Origin of the sequence: Kroppenstedtia sanguinis, from assembly GCF_050433445.1 — a bacterium.
In the GTDB taxonomy this organism is placed as follows: domain Bacteria; phylum Bacillota; class Bacilli; order Thermoactinomycetales; family DSM-45169; genus Kroppenstedtia; species Kroppenstedtia sanguinis.
Window position 1 is genome coordinate 21259 of record NZ_JBNPXF010000004.1, and the last position, 14824, is coordinate 36082.

14 protein-coding genes are annotated in these 14824 nt (G+C 52.9%); 10 read left to right on the plus strand and 4 right to left on the minus strand.

Annotated elements, in window-relative coordinates; genetic code table 11:
• Positions 1-122: 122 nt before the first annotated feature.
• Both JOD24_RS03535 and JOD24_RS03540 read left to right on the plus strand, forming a co-directional pair.
• Positions 123-1967, plus strand: a complete 1845-nt coding sequence (locus tag JOD24_RS03535) for a GAF domain-containing sensor histidine kinase (RefSeq protein ID WP_380163477.1) — start codon at positions 123-125, stop codon at positions 1965-1967.
• On the plus strand, positions 1957-2607 hold the full coding sequence (locus tag JOD24_RS03540; RefSeq protein WP_380163479.1) for a response regulator: 651 nt from the start codon (positions 1957-1959) through the stop codon (positions 2605-2607). Before JOD24_RS03535 ends, JOD24_RS03540 begins: the two co-directional genes overlap by 11 nt.
• Before the next feature lie 70 nt (positions 2608-2677).
• Here JOD24_RS03540 and JOD24_RS03545 read toward each other — a convergent pair whose 3' ends face one another.
• From JOD24_RS03545 to JOD24_RS03555, 3 genes are read right to left on the minus strand one after another with little or no spacing between them, the layout of a single operon-like run.
• Positions 2678-3514, minus strand: a complete 837-nt coding sequence (locus JOD24_RS03545) for an ABC transporter permease (RefSeq protein WP_380163769.1) — start codon at positions 3512-3514, stop codon at positions 2678-2680.
• Positions 3514-4281 (minus strand): ABC transporter ATP-binding protein, encoded by a 768-nt coding sequence (locus tag JOD24_RS03550; RefSeq protein WP_380163481.1) that lies wholly within the window; start codon positions 4279-4281, stop codon positions 3514-3516. Before JOD24_RS03550 ends, JOD24_RS03545 begins: the two co-directional genes overlap by 1 nt.
• A 29-nt stretch (positions 4282-4310) precedes the next feature.
• Positions 4311-5321 (minus strand): ABC transporter substrate-binding protein, encoded by a 1011-nt coding sequence (locus tag JOD24_RS03555; RefSeq protein ID WP_380163483.1) that lies wholly within the window; start codon positions 5319-5321, stop codon positions 4311-4313.
• A 540-nt stretch (positions 5322-5861) separates the two neighbouring features.
• Here JOD24_RS03555 and hemA point away from each other — a divergent pair.
• From hemA to hemL, 7 genes are all read left to right on the plus strand, one after another.
• Entirely contained in the window at positions 5862-7205 is a 1344-nt protein-coding gene (gene hemA, locus JOD24_RS03560) for a glutamyl-tRNA reductase (protein WP_380163485.1), read from the plus strand.
• 37 nt (positions 7206-7242) lie between these two features.
• Positions 7243-8055 (plus strand): cytochrome c biogenesis protein CcsA, encoded by an 813-nt coding sequence (ccsA, locus tag JOD24_RS03565; protein WP_380163487.1) that lies wholly within the window; start codon positions 7243-7245, stop codon positions 8053-8055.
• Positions 8056-8126: 71 nt separating this feature from the next.
• The gene (gene hemC, locus JOD24_RS03570; protein WP_380163489.1) at positions 8127-9056 is read left to right on the plus strand and encodes a hydroxymethylbilane synthase; all 930 of its coding nucleotides are present in this window, start codon (positions 8127-8129) and stop codon (positions 9054-9056) included.
• Positions 9053-10519, plus strand: a complete 1467-nt coding sequence (locus JOD24_RS03575; protein WP_429246352.1) for a uroporphyrinogen-III synthase — start codon at positions 9053-9055, stop codon at positions 10517-10519. The genes hemC and JOD24_RS03575 overlap by 4 nt, the downstream gene beginning before the upstream one ends.
• 22 nt (positions 10520-10541) lie before the next feature.
• Entirely contained in the window at positions 10542-11519 is a 978-nt protein-coding gene (gene hemB, locus JOD24_RS03580) for a porphobilinogen synthase (RefSeq protein ID WP_380163493.1), read from the plus strand.
• Positions 11520-11593: 74 nt separating this feature from the next.
• Positions 11594-11926, plus strand: coding sequence for a hypothetical protein (locus JOD24_RS03585; protein ID WP_380163495.1), 333 nt, complete (start codon positions 11594-11596; stop codon positions 11924-11926).
• A 29-nt stretch (positions 11927-11955) separates the two neighbouring features.
• On the plus strand, positions 11956-13245 hold the full coding sequence (gene hemL, locus JOD24_RS03590) for a glutamate-1-semialdehyde 2,1-aminomutase (protein ID WP_380163497.1): 1290 nt from the start codon (positions 11956-11958) through the stop codon (positions 13243-13245).
• Here hemL and JOD24_RS03595 read toward each other — a convergent pair.
• Positions 13236-13460, minus strand: a complete 225-nt coding sequence (locus JOD24_RS03595) for a hypothetical protein (RefSeq protein WP_380163499.1) — start codon at positions 13458-13460, stop codon at positions 13236-13238. The genes hemL and JOD24_RS03595 overlap by 10 nt on opposite strands.
• On the opposite strand from JOD24_RS03595, the gene JOD24_RS03600 reads away from it, so the two are divergent.
• Positions 13447-14751, plus strand: a complete 1305-nt coding sequence (locus JOD24_RS03600) for a LysM peptidoglycan-binding domain-containing protein (RefSeq protein ID WP_429246353.1) — start codon at positions 13447-13449, stop codon at positions 14749-14751. The two genes, JOD24_RS03595 and JOD24_RS03600, sit on opposite strands and share 14 nt — an antisense overlap.
• The last annotated feature ends 73 nt before the right edge of the window (positions 14752-14824 follow it).

The window sequence follows — 14824 nt, forward strand, 5'->3', positions numbered from 1 at the left end:
GGAAGGAGGTTGGGAAGAGTTCAAGTCGGATCCATAACTTCGGGCGTTCCTCTCTATGGCCGGATGTATCGATTTACATAAGCTTTCGCAAGAGTACAAAAAGATTGGCGGGTAGGATCTGTATGAAATGGCAGAATTGGTTAGAACGAACCAGTCGATGGGCAGTGGTGTTTTTTGCATGGTTTCTTTCTGTTTTCACGGTTTTGATGCAACCGTTGGATATCCAATGGAGTCCGCTGCACTTGATCGTGTTGGCTTCTCTATTGATGGTTACGGAATTTTTCCCGTTTCCGGGTCAGGAGGGAAGGATTACCGTTCACTTCCCGTTTCTGTTTACACTGACCTCCATGTTTTCTCCGGGATTGACAGGAGTGGTATATACAGCGATCGTCCTGACGGTGACCTTGATCAAAAAGCACTCCCTGTACCGGGCAGCTTTCCGGACCGGGTATACCATTCTGGGATTGTTCGGGATCCAATGGTTCCTGAATGAAGTGGGGACAAGCTGGATCGATCAAGGTGGGATGGCAATGCCGTTTCTGGCGATTGCGGGAAGTGTGCTGGTCTATGAAACGATCAGCAAAGGCGTTCGCGACGGCATCGAACTGATCCGCCCCCATCCGCGGCGGACACGGCTTTGGTGGGCCAATTGGCAATTGGAATCGGGAGCGGCTCTCTTATCTTTGATCTACTCTCTCGCAAACTATGGAATGTTCCATGGAGGGCGGGAGTCCGACCCCTTGGCATTTTTGTTTTTCTATGCGCCCCTGGCGGCTTTTGCCGTCCTGTCCAATGTCATTGTGCGGCTGGCGCGAAAAGAACAGAAATTGAAATTGCTGTTTGTTCTAGCCACAGAAATTAACCGGAATCTGGATCTGCGCAAAGTGATGGAAAAAACGATTCTGCCCTTATCCAAGGTGATTCCCTACCATCGTGGATTCTTTTATCTGTTGAAGAACGGCCGGCTTCATCCCGCGGTGACGGCGGGAGAGGTATCGGATCATCTGAAGAAGTGGCAACCTCCGTTGAATCAGGGGATCAGTGGATGGGTCGCGGCCCATGGGGTTCCCGCTCTGATCCACCATGCTGGACGAGATCCCAGATGTCTGGAGGATATGGAGGAGATGGATGAAGTCTGTTCGGTCCTCTCTGTCCCTCTCAAGATGGACGGAGAGGTGTTGGGAGTGATCACCCTATGGAAAATGGAGCAACGAGCCTTTGAAGAAGTGGATCTCACCTTTCTGCAAGTATTGGCTAGTCAGACGGTGGTGGCAATCAAAAACGCGCGCTTGGTGGAAGAGAGAGAACGGCGGGGCGTCGCGGAAGAGAGGAATCGCTTGGCCAGGGAAATCCACGATGGGATTGCTCAATCCTTTGCAGGTGTACTGATGAAAGTGGAATCATCTCTTAAGATTTTTGATTCCCGACCGGAGCAAGTACGGGAGTGGTTGGAGGAGAGTCAAGTGGAATTGCGAGACGGTCTCAAAGAAGTTCGCCACTCGATCACGGCACTCCGTCCTTCCCCAGCAGCCCGGATCGGGCTTGTCCCGGCTCTGCGCAGGCGTGTAGAGGCATTTGAAAATGAAACCGGAGCGGAGGGTATCTTTGAAACCCAGGGAGAAAAAGTTTCCCTCCAAGATGATGCGGTGGAAACCATCTATATGGTCTGCCACGAAGCTCTCTCCAATGCCGCCAAACACGCCAAAGCTTCCCGCATTCGAGTTTCCCTGGACTTTCAATCCGACGAGGCACGGTTGACAGTGGAGGATAACGGTGTCGGTTTTTCCCTGGCTAAAGCGGTGTATAAAGCGGAAGCGCAAAAGCGTTACGGGATCGTGGGGATGAATGAACGGGCGCAAAATTTAGGTGCCGCCCTACAGTTTGATAGTGAAGAGGGAGAAGGGACCCGGGTGATCCTGACCATACCGATTGGAGAAGAGGAGGAGGCGGCTGTCCATGCCCATTAACGTGTTATTGGTGGATGACCATGCGGTTTTGCGAGATGGTCTGTCCAATATTATCAGTCTGGAAGAGGACATGGAGGTCGTTGGACAGGCGAGCAGCGGAGCGGAATCGCTTACAATGATCGAAGAATTGCAACCTGATGTGGTGCTCATGGATATCAATATGCCAGGGATGAGCGGGGTGGAAGCGATCCGGCGCATCCGGGCCAAAGATCAAAAAGTGGCAGTGCTGGTGCTGACCATGTTTGATAGGGATGAATACCTGTATGAGTCGATTCGGGCCGGGGCGACCGGTTATCTGTTAAAAGATGCCCCCTCCTCTGATGTGATCGATGCGATTCGCTCCGCCTTCCGGGGGGAGTCTACCCTCCATCCGGTGATGGCCAGAAAACTGCTGGACAATATTAGTGGAGGCAAAAAAACGGATCGGGGCTCTAACGAGGATTCCCTGACTCCTCGGGAATTGGATGTTCTCAATCTGATGGTGAAAGGGCTGTCCAATAAGGAGATTGCCGAACAGCTCTTTATCAGTGACAAAACCGTCAAGATCCATGTAAGTAACATATTGAAAAAGCTACGCGTCAAAAGCCGCTCCCAAGCGATTATCTATGCGATCCAACACGAGTTGGTGTTGTTGGATTGAGGGGAGTCGCGCTGATTCTATAGAAAACCGGGTCAACGGAGGTTGGCCCGGTTTTTTCTGATTTTGTCGATCATGATTCCAAATTGCGATGTCTAAGTAAGTGCTTTTCCAGGCGGAAGACGGCTTCATACATGACTGTGGCACAGATGGCTACAATCACGACGCTCAAGATGACCAAGGTGAGATTAAATACTTGAAATCCGTACATGATCAGATATCCCAATCCGTTTTTGGAAACCAGAAATTCCCCCACGATCACTCCAACCCATGCCAGGCCGACGTTCACCTTTAATGCCGCGATCATGTCCGGGATACAGGCAGGGAAGATGATCCGGGTGTACAGTTGCCACCGGGTGGCTCCGAAGGAGCGGGCCAATTTAAGATAGTCGGTGTTCACACTCTGAAAGCTGTTGTGAATCACTAAAGTAGTGATCACAATGGTGAGGGCTACACCCATCATCAGGATGGAGCCGAATCCGGCGCCGAAGGCGACAATAAACAAGGGTCCGAGAGCCACCTTGGGCATACTGTTCAAAACCACCAGGTAGGGATCCAATACCCGAGAAAGAAAGGGAGAGGCCCAGATCAACGTGGCTAGAGCCGTACCTGCAGCTGTGCCCAGGATAAAACCGATCACTGTTTCAAGGATGGTGACCCCGATGTCGTGAAGCAAATCGCCGGCGGTCAGCATCTCCAAAAACAGGTTCCAGACGCGAAGGGGGCTACTGAAGAGGAAAGGATCGATCCAGCCTAACCGGGCACTGATCTCCCATCCACCAATAAAAACAATCAGGATGACCCAACGGGTGATGCTCACCCATCTATCCATCAGTCGGAGACGTCGCAGGTAACGGGCGTGAATCTCTGATTGGGCCCCCCGGGTCAATCGGGCATCCATCCATTTCATCACAGCTCCATCTCCTTCCATAACACATCAAACAGGGGGCGAAATGAGGATTTTCCTCGAGCTTCCAATGGAGAAGCGGATCGGAGTTCATCAGGGACTGTCAGTGTGCGACGGATTTTGCCCGGTCTTCCACCCATCACCAGGATTCGATCCGACATGGCGAGAGCTTCTTCCAGATCGTGGGTAACCAACAGAACCGTCATCGAACGAGTTTTTAAAACCCGGATCAATAGTTCTTCCAAGTGGAGTTTATTCTGGTAGTCCACGGCGGAGAAGGGTTCATCCAGCAGGAGGATTTCAGGTTGGACTGCCAATGTCCGCACCAGGGCCACGCGTTGTTTCATCCCACCGGAGAGCTGGGAGGGGAATTGCTTCGCTGTATGTTCCAGACCCAATTCTTCCAACAGGGAGTGGGCTTGTTTTCGGGTGTTCGAATCTGCCATTCCTCTGAATTCCAGACCGAGGGCGATATTTTCCTCCACTGTGCGCCAATCCAACAGACAATCCCTCTGCAACATGTAGCTGACACGCCGGTTGGGTGCTTTTACCTTTTCACCGGCAATCCGAATCTCCCCCTCTGTAGGTTGGAGCAAACCGGCAACAAGGGAGAGTATCGTACTCTTTCCGCATCCACTGGAGCCGACTAGGCTGACAAACTCGCCGGGTCGAATGGCAAAAGAGATCGGTTCCAGTGCCTGGATCTCATCTTTTCGGTTCAGGTACACTTTGGTCACTTGTAGGGCTTCCATGATGGGATTGTCACTCAAAAATGATCCCTCCTTCGGTCCAACTGTAGTCAATTCAAGCTTTTGACCACTTTGTCGGCAATGTCCCTTTGGATCACTTGGTCATAGGGGACATGGCTTGGAAGTTCGCCCGCTTCTTTCATCACTTGAAGCAAGTGGTTGTATTCCTTCCGGTCAATCACCGGATCTGTAGCCCACGTCTCCTGTGACTGGTAACGTTGGATCACCTGGATCAGAACTTTTCGGTCTACATCTTTGAAAGAAGGTTGAATCGCCTCTGCAATCTCCTCAGGAGGATGTTTTTTCACCCAGCGTTGCCCTTTGTAGAGAGCACGGGTGAATCGCTGCATCAGCTCTGGATTCTCTTTGAGGTAACTCTCTTTCGCCAAGTAGATGGTGTAGGGCAACTTTCCACTGTCTTCTCCGAAGGAGGCGACTATATATCCCTTTCCTTCCTGCTCGATTTTGGAAGCGAGGGGTTCAAAGAGTTGGGCATAATCTCCCGTTCCAGACGCAAATGCGCTGCCTAGGTTTTGGTAATCGATATTTTGGATAATCTCCACCTCTTTGTGAGGTACGAGATGATTTTTCCGTTGTACGTGTTCACTCACCATTTCCGGCATTCCGCCTTTGCGTTGCCCTAAGAGTTTCTTTCCTTTCAGGTCTTTCCATTGAAAATCCTTGACCGGTTTGCGGGAAACAAGAAAAGTGCCATCAGTCTGGGTCACTTGCGCAAAACCGACGATGGGGTTTTGAGCCCCTCGGGAGGTGACATAGACTCCGGTTTCCGCTCCGACGAGGGCCACATCTGCATCGTTGGATAGAAGGGCAGTCATCGTTTTATCTCCGCCAAATCCGTTGGTCAGCTCGATTTGGATCCCTTCTTCCTCAAAAAAACCTTTATTGATCGCTACATACTGGGGGGCGTAAAAGATGGACCGGGTCACTTCCATCACTCGTACCCGCTCGTGACGAGAGTTGGAATCATCCGAGCAGGCTGTAATCAGCAGGAGCAGACTCAGCACCAGACACAGGGTGAAACTTTTTTTGACAGATTGCATGCCGGTTCCCTCCGGTAAAAAAATGGGCTGATGTCAGGCGTGTTGATTAGCCATATTTGAGGTGGGGAGATCGTGTTCTACCACGCTCGGATTGCCATCCGGCAAGGAAGTGAAAACTGGCCGCTCCAAATCTGACCATCGGGCAGGGGCAAAGCCTTACGGAAGCAACACAGGGAAGAGGTTGCCCCTAAACGCCCTCCCTCCAGATTCTCCGCTGGGTAGGATGGCAACCTTAATCTAGAGCTTCAGCACCTTTGGATTGTAGTGCCCATGGCGCAAAGGTCGCTTTGGCAGCACACGACTCCCTTCCGATGCCCGTTTTCTGGTAATCAACAGCACTGGGCTGATGTATCTTATGCCCGGCTTCAAAATCTGTTCACAACCTCCTTTTTTCATGGAAGAATAGCCTGTGCTATAATGGGGGATGAATACACACGATCCACGGGGTGTAATCCATGGGATTACACGTGCTGACAGCACCGGCCTGTCGGAGGTGGATAACCGGCAAAAGGAAGAGCCGGATCGAGCGGGGTGAGTCTGATGCACATCATCGTAACAGGGTTTAACCATGAGACGGCACCGGTGGAACTTCGGGAACGGATGACTTTTTCTGCCGAAGGTTTGGGGCGTTCCCTCCAGCGGCTCCGCAATACCAAAAGCATACTGGAGTGCGTGATCCTCAGCACCTGCAATCGGATGGAGCTGTATGTGGTCAGTGATCAGCCTCACACCGGCCGATATTACTCCAAGATGTTTCTTGAGAGTGAATTTGGCATCCCAAAAGAGGAGTTTGTGGACAATCTGTATGTAAAAGAAGATGACGAGGCGGTCTCTCACCTCTTTCGGGTGGTGTCTGGTCTGGATTCCATGGTGTTGGGCGAAACGCAGATTTTAGGCCAGGTGAAGGATGCCTTCATGACTGCTCAAGAGGCACAAGTGACAGGCACCGTCTTTAATCAGCTGTTTAAGCAGGCCGTCACCTTGGGCAAACGGGTGCAATCGACGACAGAGATCGGCCAAAACGCAGTCTCTGTCAGTTATGCGGCGGTGGAACTGGGGAAAAAGATGTTCAGCACTTTCACCGGGAAAACGGTTCTGTTGCTCGGCGCAGGTGAAACCGGCGAGTTGACAGCGAAGCACTTGGTTGAATCCGGAGCGGATCGAGTGATTGTGCTGAACCGTACCTTTGCAAAAGCGAAGGAAGTAGCCGATCGCTTCCATGGAGAGGCGAGACCGATTCAACAATTGGTGACATCGATTCGGGAAGCGGACATCGTGGTCAGTTCCACAGGAGCACCAGAGGCGGTGATCGCCAAAAATGCGGTTGAAAAAGCGGTGGATAAGCGCCTCGCCCCCTTGTTTCTGATCGATATCGCGATTCCCAGGGATATCGATCCCGCCATTCATGGATTGGACAATGTTTTTCTCTACGATATCGATGATCTGAAGGGTATTGTGGAAACCAATCGGGGCTTGCGACAACAGGAAGCTGAGAAGGCGGAAGGGATGATCCGGGAAGAGGCGGAACACTTCCGCGAATGGATTGATACCCTTGGTGTGGTTCCCCTGATTACAGCCCTCCGCGAGAAAGCGCTGGATATTCAGGCGGAGACGATGGACAGTATTGAACGGAAGTTGCCCGATCTGACTGAACGGGAGAAACGGGTCTTGCGCAAGCATACCAAGAGTATCGTCAACCAGATGCTTCGCGACCCATTGGCACGTATCAAGGAGCTTGCCGTCACCAAGAACCGGGATGAGGCGCTTGAGCTGTTTGCCCATGTTTTTGCGTTGGAAGAACAGCTGGAGGCGAAGGAGATCGAGACGACACGGCGGAAAACCGCGGGGGATATCCAACTGAAGCCATCCCCCCGGACCTGTTGAGGGGTCTGTCCGTTCCCGGGTGAAGGGGGAGACCGGTGTGTTTGCCAAGGGGTGGTTTTACGATTTAATCATCTATGTCTATGTTTTGAGCCTGTTGTTCGCTTTTTCAGACCTGCTTCAGCCCAGCCGACGTTCGCGCCGGTTGGCGCTTCTACTTTTAATGACCGTTTGGTTTTTTCAAACGGTTTTTTTGACATGGATCTTGAGCAGTCGATTTCCAGCACTTTCGGGAACGGACTCCCTCCTGTTTTACTCTTGGGTTCTGGTGACACTCTCTCTGGTGATGGATCGGGTGTATCAAAATGATTTCCTGATCTTTTCCACCAATTTGCCGGGTCTTGCATTTCTAGCGGCTCATCTGTACATCGCTCCGGAATCGGCACCTTTGTCCAAGTTCTTGTCATCCGAACTGGTGTTCGTCCATGTGACTTTGGCTTTTCTGGCATACGCCCTGTTTTCCCTGTCGGCGGTGACGGCGGTGCTGTACCTGATCGGATGCAAGTTGCTGAAGCGTAAGCGTTGGAACCAGACTCTTCGCCGTCTGCCCAGTCTGGGTAGTCTGCAGCATTTTTCAAACCGGATGGTGATGGTCGGAGTTCCTCTGTTGCTATTAGCACTGGTGTTGGGAGGGGTCTGGGCCTATAAACAGATCGGGGGCGCTTTTTGGTATGATCCCAAGATCTTTTGCTCGATCCTCGTGTTATGCACCTATTTGGTCTATCTGTACCAGCGGGCGGTCCGGGGTTGGAGTGGCCAACGTCTCGCTTGGTGGAATTTCGTCTCTTTTATCACCGTGGTGATCAATTACCTGATTTCCAACGCGGGTTTTTCCTTTCATCGGTGGTTATAATGGCGATTCTATCCAGCCCGTAAAGTGGAGTGGAAAGCGATTGGACTGTTTCCATAAGGAGGAGTAGGATCATGCGTACCATCGTTGTCGGAACACGGCGCAGTCAGTTGGCAATCACTCAGTCGCAATGGGTGATGGAACAATTACAGGATCGGCTACCGCAAGGTTGGCAGATGGAACTGGAGAAGATGGTGACCCGTGGGGACCAGATTCTGAATGTCACCCTGTCCAAAGTGGGTGGAAAAGGATTATTTGTCAAAGAGATTGAACAGGCATTGCTGGACGGCCGGATCGATTTCGCTGTTCACAGCATGAAGGATATGCCCGGTGAGATGCCTGAGGGGTTAACCTTCGGGGCAGTTACCCGGCGGGAAGACCCTCGGGATTGTTTACTGTCTCGGGAAGGGGATCTATTGGAGGGTTTGCCGGAGAATGCCTGCGTGGGAACCAGCAGTCTGCGTCGCCAGGCCCAGATCTTGGCTTATCGGCCTGATTTGCGGGTGGAGCCGGTTCGGGGAAATTTGAACACCCGGTATCAAAAATTGATGGAAGGTCAATTCGACGCCATCATCCTGGCTCAAGCAGGGATTAGGCGAATGGATTGGACCGACAAAGTGACCCAGGTGGTTCCTGAAGAGGTGATGCTACCGGCGGTAGGCCAAGGTGCTCTCGCGGTTCAGTGTCGAAGGGATGATGAAGAGCTATTGAGTCTGTTAGCAGAAGTGAATGATCCGGTGACGGAACGGGCTGTCGCCGCAGAGCGTACTTTCCTTCAAGCCTTTGAGGGAGGGTGTCATTTGCCCATTGCTGGTCGAGCTAAGGTGGAGGGGGAGCGGATCCATCTTCGCGGGTTGGTAGCGCATCCCTCAGGCACACCGATACTGAGAGAGGAGGCGGAAGGGACAGATCCCGTGGAGCTGGGAGGCCGTCTGGCTCAAGAACTGATGGAGAAAGGAGCCCGGTCTCTACTTGAGGAAGTGAAGAAAGGGATGGAAGCATGAAAGGGGAACAGGTCATCCCATTGGTGGGGGCAGGTCCCGGAAATCCGGATCTGTTGACGCTGAAGGGTCGGGATACACTGCGGCAGGCAGACATCCTGTTTTACGATCCAAGGGTGTCCCCAGCACTGTTCCGATTTTTGCCAGAGGGAGCCCGAAGAGTAGCGGCGGAGACCGGAACCGCTGGCTTTAAAATCATCCAGGCTTGTCAGAAGGGGCAGCAAGTGGTCCGGTTGGTGAGCGGGGATCCTTATCTCGACCGGGGCACAGTCTCTGAAGCTCTGGAGCTGGCAGCCAGGGGAATTCAGACGGAGCCGGTTCCCGGATTGCCGTTGGAGACGACTCTTCCAGCCTATGCGGGGATCGCCCCAGCCTGGGGGAGCGGTAATTGGACGGTGTACCGATTTGCGGAGATGGAGACCCTCAACTGGGAAAGAGTCGCCGATTCGACCGGTACCCAGATCATTTTTCCGGAGGGACAGGGGGTTCAACAGGTGGCTGAGAAGCTGATGAACGCCGGTTTATCTCCCGATACCCCTGTGGCCCTGATTGAAAATGGAAGTCGAATGGAACAAAAAGTGTGGACGGGTTATCTCGGTGGGGTGACAAAGGAGTATGAGTCACATGATGTTGCTCTGTGGATCCTCGGAGACGGGGTCAGATCGAGAGAGAATCTCGCCTGGTTGGAGAGAAAGCCTTTGTTTGGACGACGGATCTTATTGACCCGGGCGAAAGGTCAAAATCAGTCCATGAGGGAGAAAATCAGTCGGCTCGGTGGAGAGACTGTGGAATTTCCTGCGATTGAGATTCGTCCGCCGCAACAACAGGAGTTATTGGATCAAGCTCTGCGTCGTCTGGAGACCTTTGACTGGGTGATTTTCACCAGTGTGAATGGAGTGGACTTTTTCTTTCGTCATTTGAACCGTCTGCGCATCGATATCCGGCGAATGCATCGGGCCCGGTTAGCGGCGGTGGGCTCTCAGACGGCACAAGCGTTGGAAGAGAAGGGTCTCCAGGTAGACATCCTTCCAAAAACATACCAGGCCGAAAATCTGATCGAGGCGTTGAAACCCCATGTAAGTCCAGGGGAAAAGATATTGCTTCCCCGTGCCAACATTGCCCGGAAACTGTTGGCCACTGAGCTGACGAACTGTGGTTGTCAGGTGACCGATGTGGATGCATATGATACCCTCCCCGCTTCTCAGGGAATCGGGGAGGTGGCCGGGATGTTGAAACGGAGAGAGATCCATTTTATAACATTCACCAGCGCATCAACGGTGCGCAATTTTGTGAAGGCCCTCAGTAACGTGGAATCCCAATGGATGTCATGGCTCGATGGCATTCAGGTGGTCTGTATCGGGCCGATTGCTGCACAGACAGCGGAAGAATACGGGTTGCAGGTAGATGCGGTTGCCAAGGTTTATACTATCGATGGTCTGATTGAAGCCATGATTCAATTGCCATAATCTCATTGGAGGAGGAATCAATATGAAACCCTTTGCCCGTCACCGAAGACTGAGAAGTGGAGAGAATATCCGCCGGATGGTCCGGGAACACCAGGTATCCCCGGATGACTTTATTTATCCCATTTTTGCCGTGGAGGGGAGTGATATTAAAGAAGAAGTCCCTTCCATGCCCGGAGTGTTTCACTTTTCCCTCGATCGCCTGGACGAAGAGGTGGATGAAGTGGTGGAACTGGGCATTCCCTCGATCATTCTGTTCGGGGTACCCCAGGAGAAGGATGCCTGTGGCAGTTCAGCCTATGCCGATGAGGGGATTGTGCAGCGGGCCATCCGCCAAGTGAAACAGCGGTATCCTGATTTGTATGTGATGGCGGATACTTGTCTTTGTCAATATACAGATCATGGCCATTGTGGTGTGGTGGAGAACGGGGAGATCGTCAATGACGAATCTTTGCAAGTCTTGGCCCGGACGGCTGTCTCTCAAGCTCAGGCCGGGGCGGATCTGATCGCTCCTTCCAATATGATGGACGGATTTGTGACTGTGATCCGGGAAGCCTTGGATGAGGCGGGCTTCACCCACATCCCGATCATGTCTTATGCGGTCAAGTACGCATCCGCATTTTATGGCCCCTTCCGCGATGCAGCCCATTCCACCCCTCAATTTGGAGATCGCCGCACCTACCAGATGGATCCGGCCAATGCCAAAGAAGCGCTCCGGGAAGCCACTTCCGATGTGGCAGAGGGTGCAGATCTGTTGATGGTGAAGCCGGGGTTGGCCTATATGGATATCATCCATCAGTTGAAGGAGAACTTTCATCTGCCTGTGGCGGCATATAATGTCAGTGGGGAATACTCCATGGTAAAGGCTGCCGCCGACAAGGGGTGGATCGATGAACAGGCGGTGGTTTTGGAGACATTGACAAGCATGAAGCGGGCCGGAGCAGATCTGATTCTGACCTATCACGCCAAAGATGCGGCACGGTGGTTGACGAATCGCCCTTGAGGTCTCATATAGGAAGACAGAACCATTGGTCGAAGGATTGTACTGGACACAGCGGATGTCAAGGAGGCGGAGGAGTGGCCGAAACCTATTCTCTCCGGTTGTTGCGGGGAAAAACGGAGCACCGTTCCGTTGTCATCCCTTTCGAGGAAGCTTGGCTTTCACTGGAGATGCCGGGACCTTTTAATCTGAAGAGCTGGTCGGTGATCGTCACGGGAATCGAGGCTTCAGGAGCGGAGTTGCTGGACGACTGTTATTACTATGGGGGCCGAACTTTGACTTTGGTGATGGAAACCCAAGGAGGCAAAAAGCTCAGTGGAATTGTGGGGATCCGTTCGTTGGCAGTGGGTCCCCAAGCCCGGGCGGTTTTTGATGGGATGGGATTTCTGGATGGATTTGAACTTTTGTAGCGGGCTGAGGAAAAGGGAGGGATGGACCGTTGACAAGAAGTTTTGAACGGTCGGCGGCATATTTTGAGGAAGCAAAACAGGTGATCCCCGGGGGAGTGAACAGCCCGGTTCGCGCCTTTAAAAGTGTGGGAATGTCTCCGGTATTTGTCCAACGGGGAGAAGGCTCCCGGATTTTTGACGAAGACGGCAATGATTATATCGACTATATCTGTTCCTGGGGCCCCCTGATTTTGGGGCATGCGCACCCAGCCGTGGTGGAAGCGGTGACTGCGGCCGCCGCTCGGGGCACCAGTTTTGGCACCCCCACCGTGATGGAGACCCAACTGGCGCAGTTGGTGACACAGAGGGTTCCCGGGATGGAAACGGTTCGGATGGTCAACTCGGGAACGGAAGCGACGATGAGTGCTCTCCGATTGGCCCGGGCTTATACCAAGCGGAACAAGATACTCAAATTTGAAGGATGTTACCATGGCCATACCGACAGCCTGCTGATCAAAGCGGGGTCCGGGGTGGCTACGCTGGGTTTGCCCGACAGCCCAGGGGTTCCCGAAAACACCGGTCAACATACGCTTACGGTGCCATACAACGATTTGGACAGTACTCGGGTCGCATTTCAAAAGTTTGGACATGATATAGCCGCTGTGATTGTGGAGCCGGTGGCCGGCAATATGGGTGTGGTTCCTCCGGAACCGGGCTTTCTTGAAGGTTTGCGTCGCTTAACCCGACATTATGGGAGCCTTCTGATTTTTGATGAAGTGATGACCGGATTTCGTGTGGATTACCACTGTGCCCAAGGTTTGTTCGGGATCGAACCGGATCTGACCACCCTGGGCAAGGTGATCGGCGGGGGACTGCCGGTGGGGGCTTACGGTGGGAAACGGGAGATCATGGAGATGGTGGCTCCCGATGGTCCGGTCTACCAAGCGGGAACCCTCTCCGGAAATCCCCTGGCTATGGCTGCCGGATACACCACCCTGCAGGAAATGGGTAAGCCGGGGGCCTACGAGCAGTTGGAACAGCGGGCGATCCGTCTGGAGGAAGGCTTGAACCAGAACGCTGAACAGGCGGGGATTCCTCATCATATCAACCGGATCGGTTCCATGATCTGCCTCTTTTTCACCGATGAGCGGGTCATCAGCTACGAACAGGCGAAACAGGCGGATACCGACCGGTTTGCCCGGTATTTCAGAGGAATGATGGAACAAGGGATCTCCTTGCCCCCCTCTCAGTTTGAGGGAATGTTCATCTCCATGGCTCATACGGAAGAAGATATTGAACGGACCCTGGAAGCCAGCCGTCATGTGATGAATCAACTGTGAAATAGAATGAAAGCCGCCGATTCCCATCGGTGGCTTTTTTTAGATGTTAGGGGGGCTTCCTCTTCCAATTGGACGGACAGGGCATAAGTATATCCCGGCGGGACCCGCATATAGTTACAGTACAGTCGGTAACCGGCGTCATCTTCTGTTGGGATGTCGTTGGTTTCATCGAGGGTGACATCCAATAGAGGGGGGATTTTTTTGACGGAGAGCAATCACAGCCAACTCCGGTTTGACATTCTGGAAAAGGTCCGGTTGCATCCCCAGCAGCCGGGGATCCAGAGTCTGCTGGATCTGGATCTGTATCCGGATGTTGAGATCGAAGACCAGGGAACTCACCTGAAACTCCATGGCTATCTCCGTCTGAACGGGGAATACGTGGGTGGGGAGCCGTTGTCCGACGGGGAGGAAAGTCAAGGGGAGATTCAGGACCGGATATCTGCATCAGCGGGCACAGAGGAGATCGCCTATGTAATTCCTGTGGAAATCACCCTGCCGGCGGATCGGGTGGATATGAATCAGGTCTCCTCAGAGGTTCAGACTTTCGATTACAAGGTATTGTCGCCCTTTGAACTCCAGATTGAGGCGGTTTTGACCATCGATGGACTTTTGGAAGAGACAGCAAAAGATGCAGACTCAGATGTGGAAACGGTGGATCGGGTAGCCACCTTCTCTGTTCCGGATCCGGGTGGGATGGGGACAGAGGGTTCCTCGGAACAAGAGCTGGAGCAAGATGAAGAACGGATGAACAGAGGGGAGGATTTAGAGCCTCAGCAAAGGGAATATCAGTTTGTCCACGTCGCCAGAAGCGGCTCTGACGAGCTGGAGTCGCCAGCAGAGATCGCCTCGTCGGAAGCGGGGGCAGGAGAGGAAGAGGGCGACGAAGAGAATCGGTCGGATCCCTCTCTCGCTCCGGAACAGGTGGAGTCGGATGGGGAGACGGTTCTGGATCATGAGGTCGGTGCGCACACTCCCCCAGAGACGCTGACGGATCAGGAGCCGTCAAAGGATGTAGAGACGACCGACGAGCCGAAAGAAGATGAGAAGACCATCGTATTCAAACCGGCACACCCGACTCAGGATCGGGAGGAAAAGAACTTATCCGATCGTCTCTTACGGCAACCTTATGCAGAAGAATTTGACTTTCAAGGATTGAATGATGAACGGGATAAGTTCGGGATCGAGAGAATGGTCGAGAGAGAACTGGAAGAGGAAACCGCAGTTTTCGAAGGGGAAGAAGAGGCTGACGGGCAAGCAGTGGAAGGGGAAGAAGACAGCGAGGAAAAGTCGGATGGGCCTGGTCTGGAGTGGACTCGCTGGATTTTGGGGGAAGAGAAGGAGCAATTTGCCCAAATGCGTATGGTGATCGTTCATCAGGAGGACTCGATTGAGTCGATCTCGGATCGTTATGAGGTACCTGCCAGCAAAATTATGACGATGAACCAGCTGGAATCCAATCTGTTGGAACAAGGGCAGATTCTCTATCTTCCCACCACCAAAGAATGAATGGGACCGGAAACGGCCGCTGCCGTGTGCCTTCACGGGCAGTGGTCTTTTTGTCGAATGAGAGGAGGGAAGG

Bases quoted from the DNA above. Each gene is read 5' to 3' on its own strand.
- JOD24_RS03535 (WP_380163477.1), top strand. From the start codon at position 123: ATGAAATGGCAGAATTGGTTAGAACGAACCAGTCGATGGGCAGTGGTG.
- JOD24_RS03540 (WP_380163479.1), top strand. From the start codon at position 1,957: ATGCCCATTAACGTGTTATTGGTGGATGACCATGCGGTTTTGCGAGAT.
- JOD24_RS03545 (WP_380163769.1), bottom strand. From the start codon at position 3,514: ATGAAATGGATGGATGCCCGATTGACCCGGGGGGCCCAATCAGAGATT.
- JOD24_RS03555 (WP_380163483.1), bottom strand. From the start codon at position 5,321: ATGCAATCTGTCAAAAAAAGTTTCACCCTGTGTCTGGTGCTGAGTCTG.
- hemA (WP_380163485.1), top strand. From the start codon at position 5,862: ATGCACATCATCGTAACAGGGTTTAACCATGAGACGGCACCGGTGGAA.
- hemC (WP_380163489.1), top strand. From the start codon at position 8,127: ATGCGTACCATCGTTGTCGGAACACGGCGCAGTCAGTTGGCAATCACT.
- JOD24_RS03575 (WP_429246352.1), top strand. From the start codon at position 9,053: ATGAAAGGGGAACAGGTCATCCCATTGGTGGGGGCAGGTCCCGGAAAT.
- hemB (WP_380163493.1), top strand. From the start codon at position 10,542: ATGAAACCCTTTGCCCGTCACCGAAGACTGAGAAGTGGAGAGAATATC.